Source organism: Pseudarthrobacter sp. (genome assembly GCF_036675385.1).
Classification (GTDB): domain Bacteria; phylum Actinomycetota; class Actinomycetes; order Actinomycetales; family Micrococcaceae; genus Arthrobacter.
In genome coordinates this window covers 1-3,558 of sequence record NZ_JAKFFD010000054.1, presented here as the reverse complement: position 1 = coordinate 3,558, position 3,558 = coordinate 1, and the positions used below count along the sequence as shown (strand labels likewise).

Sequence of the window (3,558 nt, the reverse complement as noted above, 5' to 3'; positions counted from 1 at the left end):
CGCATGATCGCGAACGAGTCCGCGTGGTGGAAGTAGGACGCCCCGGGCAGCTCCGTGACCGGGATCTTGCCGGCGTTGATGAGGTCGCCGTCGATGTCGTCGCCCTCGGCTGCCGGACCCATGCCCAGCATGCCGTTCTCCGTGTGGAGCGTGATGTTCTGCTCCGGCTTGAGGTAGTTGGAGACCAGGGTGGGCTGGCCGATGCCGAGGTTCACGAAGGAACCCGGCGCGATGTCGCGGGCCACGAGCTCGGCGAGTTCGTCGCGGCCCAGCCGCTTGTCGGACGTCTGGATGCTGGCCTGGCTGTTGGTCTGTGCGCTCATGTTCAGGCCACCTTCACGATGCTGTTGACGTAGATGCCGGGGGTCACGACGTTTTCGGGATCGAGCCCGCCGGTGGGGACGATCTCGGACACCTGGACCACCGTGTGCTTGGCGGCGGCGGCCATGATGGGGCCGAAGTTCCGGGCGGTCTTGCGGTACACGAGGTTCCCCACGCCGTCGGCCTTCAGGGCCTTGATCAACGCCACGTCTGCGTGGATGGGGGTTTCGAACACCTGGCCGCGGCCGTCGATGATGCGGGTTTCCTTGCCCTCGGCCAGCATCGTGCCGTACCCGGTGGGCGTGAAGAACCCGCCGATGCCCGCTCCGGCGGCGCGGATCCGCTCGGCCAGGTTGCCCTGCGGCACCAGTTCCAGCTCGATCTCGCCGGCCTTGTACTTGGCGTCGAAGTGCCAGGAATCGGACTGCCGCGGGAAGGAGCAGATCATCTTCCTGACCCGGCCCTCCTTGATCAGCAGCGCGAGGCCCTGGTCGCCCTGGCCGGCGTTGTTGTTCACCACGGTCAGGTCCGTGGCGCCGCAGTCCATCAGCGCGTCGATCAGTTCGAACGGCTGCCCGGCATTGCCGAAACCGCCGATCATCACGGTGGAGCCGTCCTTGATACCGGCAACGGCGTCGGCAACGGTATCTACAAAAGTCAGCATCTCTTAGCCCTTCACTGGTTTTGCCGGCGGGGCGGCGGTGACGTTTTCGAGGACAACGGCCAGACCCTGGCCCACGCCGATGCAGATCGCGGCGACGCCCCAGCGCTCACCGGAGGCCTGCAGGGACCGGGCTAGGGTGCCCAGGATCCGTGTGCCGGACGCGCCGAGGGGGTGGCCCATGGCGAGTGCGCCGCCGTGGCGGTTCACGATCGAAGGATCGATGCCCCAGGCGTTGATGCAGGCCAGGGATTGGGCGGCGAACGCTTCGTTAAGTTCGACGGCGCCCACCTGGTCCCAGCTGACGCCCGCCTTTGCGAGGGCCTTGTTCGCGGCCTCCACCGGGGCGTAGCCGAAGAACTGGGGGTCGTTGGCGTGCGCGCCGCGGCCGGCGATGCGGGCCAGCGGTTCCAGCCCCAGCAGCCCGGCGGCCGCTTCGCTTCCGATCCAGGCCGCGGAGGCGCCGTCGGACAGCGGGGATGAGTTTCCGGCGGTGACGGTGCCGTTCTCGGTGCGGAACACGGTCTTGAGACCGGCGAGCTTCTCCGCGGAGGAGCCGGCACGGATGCCTTCATCGCTGACCAGGTCCGTGCCCGGCACCGGGGCGACGAGGTTGTCGTAGAAGCCCTCGTCCCACGCTGCGGCGGAAAGGTTGTGCGAGTTCGCGGCGAACTCGTCCTGGTCCTCGCGGGTCACGCCGTACTTCTCGCGCAGCCGCTCGGTGGCCTCGCCCAGGGAGATGGTCCAGTCCTTCGGCATCGCCTTGTTCACCAGGCGCCAGCCCAGCGTGGTGGAGGCCAGGGTCATGTCCCCGGCCGGGTAGGGCTTCTCCGTCTTGGGCAGCACCCAGGGGGCCCGGGACATCGATTCCGCGCCGCCCACCAGCATCAGCTCGGCGTCGCCGGCGTTGATCTGGCGCGAGGCGATGATCGCCGCGTCCAGCGAGGAGCCGCAGAGCCGGTTGACCGTGGTGCCCGGGATCGAGACCGGCAGGCCGGCCAACAGGGTGCCCATTCTGGCGATGTTGCGGTTCTCTTCACCGGCGCCGTTGGCGTTGCCGAAGACGACCTCGTCGATCCGCTCGGGATCCAGCCCGGGGGCGCGCTTCACGGATTCGGTGATCACGTGCGCGGCAAGGTCATCCGGGCGGACTCCGGCGAGGCCGGAGCCGAACTTACCGAACGGCGTGCGCACGGCGTCGTACAAAAAGGCCTGGTTCATAACTTTTCCTTTAATTCCGTCTGAGAGTCCCAACTAGGTCGCAGTTAGTTGGGTGGGGTGGCGTTGTCCAAGTCGCGGAAGACCTGCTGGGCGGTCTTGAAGGCTGTGTTGGCGGCGGGAACTCCGCAGTAGATGGCGGTCTGCAGCAGGATTTCCTTGATTTCGTCCCTGCTCAGGCCGTTGGTGATGGCCGCGCGGATGTGCATGGCCAGCTCTTCCCAGTGCCCGTGCGCCACCATCGCGGTGATGGTCACGGCCGAGCGCATCTGCCGCGAGAGGCCCGGCCGGGTCCAGATGCCACCCCACGCGATCCGCGTGATCATGTCTTGGAAATCGTCGGTGAATTCGTCCTTGGTGGCGTTGGCCCGGTCCACGTGCGCGGCGCCCAGCACTTCGCGGCGGACCACCATGCCGCCGTCGTAAATTTCCTGGCTGGTGGCGTCCGGCTGGACCACGCCGTTCCGCTCTCCCCCGTTCGGGGCTGCGCCGCTCATTTGGCTGCCCCCTGGGATTCGCTCCAGGTGATGAGGGTCCGCAGCAGTTCGGCAACGTGGGCGGGGGCTTCGGCCGGGGCCAGGTGCGCCACTCCCTCCAGCGTCACAGAATTTGCCGTACCGCCGCCGGCGGTAATGCCCTCAACGGTTTCCTGAGCCATCGACGGCGGTGCAACAGTGTCCGCCGCGCCGGCAACTGCCTGGGTGGGGACGGTGATTCTGCCGAGGTCGGCACGGACGTCGAAGCCTGCCAGGGCTTCGCAGCAGAAGGCGTAGCTGAAGCGGTCGGTGTCGCGGAGGGAGTGCAGGAGCCGGCTGCTCCGCTCGGGCTCACGGTCCATAAATCCCGGCGCGAACCAGCGCTGCGCGGAACCCTGGATCATCACGGGAGTGCCCTGGCTGCGTACGGTTTCGGCGCGTTCCAACCAGGCTTCGGGGGTGCCGATCTTGGCGCCGGTGCACTGGACGGACAGGCTCTTGAGGCGTTCGCCGTGCTTGATGCCCAGCTGCAGGCCTGTGGCGCCGCCGAGCGAAACCCCGGCATAGTGGAAGGCTCCGCCCGGCGCGATCGAGTCCACCAGCTCCACCACTGAATCTGCCAGCGCGGCGACGTCGAACGTCTCCGTGGCGGCGGGTGAGACGCCGTGGCCGGGCAGGTCCCAGGCCACAACGTCGTAGTCGTTTCCGAGCAGGGAGGCCGCCTCGGACCACAGGACGGTGGACGTACCCAGGGAGGGTCCAACCACCAGCAGGGGCCGGTCCCCCAGCGGGCGCTGGGGTGAAAGCAGAACTGCTTTCAGGGTCGGTTTAGCCACGGTTGGCTCCGTTCTGGGTGGGTGTTGAAAAGTCGGGGTACGCGGC

The 3,558-nt window shown here is 67.7% G+C and carries 5 protein-coding genes; all 5 read right to left on the bottom strand.

All coding sequences use genetic code 11. The annotated features are described in order from the left end of the window. Positions 1-323: CoA-transferase (locus V6M49_RS04815; RefSeq protein ID WP_332760313.1), on the bottom strand; the 323-nt coding region annotated here is incomplete at its 3' end. A gap of 2 nt (positions 324-325) precedes the next feature. Then, a complete protein-coding gene (locus tag V6M49_RS04810) occupies positions 326-985 on the bottom strand; it encodes a 3-oxoacid CoA-transferase subunit A (RefSeq protein WP_332760311.1) in 660 nt (219 codons plus the stop codon). Between the two features lie 3 nt (positions 986-988). Continuing rightward, the gene (locus tag V6M49_RS04805) at positions 989-2,203 is read right to left on the bottom strand and encodes a thiolase family protein (RefSeq protein WP_332760309.1); all 1,215 of its coding nucleotides are present in this window, start codon (positions 2,201-2,203) and stop codon (positions 989-991) included. A gap of 44 nt (positions 2,204-2,247) precedes the next feature. Continuing rightward, positions 2,248-2,697, bottom strand: a complete 450-nt coding sequence (gene pcaC / locus V6M49_RS04800) for a 4-carboxymuconolactone decarboxylase (RefSeq protein ID WP_332760307.1) — start codon at positions 2,695-2,697, stop codon at positions 2,248-2,250. Beyond that, positions 2,694-3,512, bottom strand: a complete 819-nt coding sequence (locus tag V6M49_RS04795) for an alpha/beta fold hydrolase (RefSeq protein WP_210412367.1) — start codon at positions 3,510-3,512, stop codon at positions 2,694-2,696. Before V6M49_RS04795 ends, pcaC begins: the two co-directional genes overlap by 4 nt. Positions 3,513-3,558 lie beyond the last annotated feature (46 nt).

Excerpts from the sequence above, each read along its gene's own strand:
- V6M49_RS04810 (WP_332760311.1), bottom strand. The coding sequence starts at position 985 with ATGCTGACTTTTGTAGATACCGTTGCCGACGCCGTTGCCGGTATCAAG.
- V6M49_RS04805 (WP_332760309.1), bottom strand. The coding sequence starts at position 2,203 with ATGAACCAGGCCTTTTTGTACGACGCCGTGCGCACGCCGTTCGGTAAG.
- pcaC (WP_332760307.1), bottom strand. The coding sequence starts at position 2,697 with ATGAGCGGCGCAGCCCCGAACGGGGGAGAGCGGAACGGCGTGGTCCAG.